The sequence below is a fragment of the Variovorax sp. P1_H12_2 genome (assembly GCF_056405335.1).
In genome coordinates this window covers 1-1,137 of sequence record NZ_JBFUCI010000769.1, presented here as the reverse complement: position 1 = coordinate 1,137, position 1,137 = coordinate 1, and the positions used below count along the sequence as shown (strand labels likewise).

The 1,137-nt window shown below is 61.7% G+C and carries 2 protein-coding genes; both read right to left on the bottom strand.

Annotated features, from left to right (window positions below):
• The coding region (locus tag AC1D2K_RS35005) for a beta-ketoacyl synthase N-terminal-like domain-containing protein (RefSeq protein WP_478095061.1) at window positions 1–666 on the bottom strand (666 nt) is incomplete at its 3' end.
• A gap of 92 nt (window positions 667–758) precedes the next feature.
• Window positions 759–998: an acyl carrier protein gene (acpP, locus tag AC1D2K_RS35000; RefSeq protein WP_478095060.1), complete on the bottom strand. Its 240-nt coding sequence runs from the start codon at window positions 996–998 to the stop codon at window positions 759–761.
• Window positions 999–1,137 lie beyond the last annotated feature (139 nt).

The following is a 1,137-nucleotide window of genomic DNA, read 5'->3' as shown; positions in this document are numbered from 1 at the left end:
GGTCTGAGGATCGTCATTGCGCGTCGACAGCGCACGCGCGGCGGCGAAACCGCCAAGCCCCAGCGGCGACACCGTCGATTCGGCGCCGCCCGCGATCATCACGTCGGCATCGCCATACTCGATCATGCGGGCGGAGGTTCCGATCGCATGCAGGCCGGTGGTGCAGGCCGTGACGACCGCGATGTTCGGGCCCTTGAATCCATACTTGATGGAGACATGGCCCGAAATCATGTTGATGATGGACGCCGGCACGAAGAACGGCGACACGCGGCGCGGGCCGCGGTTCACCAATTCGGCGTGGGTGTCCTCGATCAGCGGCAGGCCGCCGATACCGGAGCCGATGTTGCAGCCGATGCGAACCGCATCTTCTTCGGACAGCGCATCGCCGGTCGGCAGCCCGCTGTCCTGCACCGCCTGGATGGCGGCGGCAAGCCCGAGATGGATGAAGCGATCCATGTGGCGCGCTTCCTTCTCGGGAATGTAGTCCTTGATGTCGAAACCCTTCACTTCGCCTGCAAACTTGCAGGAGAAGGCGCTCACATCGAACCTGGTGATGGTGTCGATGCCCGACTTCCCGGCCAACAGGTTGGCCCAGGATTCGGCAACGGTATTTCCGACAGGAGCGAGGCAACCGAGTCCGGTCACGACGACGCGGCGTTTGGTCATGCCGGCAAACCTTTCTGGGAAGCTGAGACCTCTGGCCGGTGCATGCAGGCGTGGAAGCCGCAGCCCGGAAGGACGGAACTCAGCGTGGCCAATCAGGCCTTTTGATTCTTGGTGGCGTAGTCGACGGCGTTCTRCACAGTCGTGATCTTCTCGGCGTCTTCGTCCGGGATCTCGATGCCGAATTCGTCTTCGAGCGCCATCACGAGTTCGACCGTGTCGAGCGAGTCCGCGCCGAGATCGGCCACGAAAGCCTTTTCGTTGGTGACCTGGGACTCTTCAACGCCGAGTTGTTCGGCAATGATTTTCTTGACACGTGCTTCGATATCGCTCATTTGGTTCCCTCTGAGGGTTGTAGGTAATCGGTTGATTTTAGCCGGCCGCATTGTGGCATTTGCCGCACGGCCGTGGGTGAAAGGTCTTGCGCTCGGGGGGCTACATGTGCATGCCGCCGTTCACGTGCAGTTCCTGCCC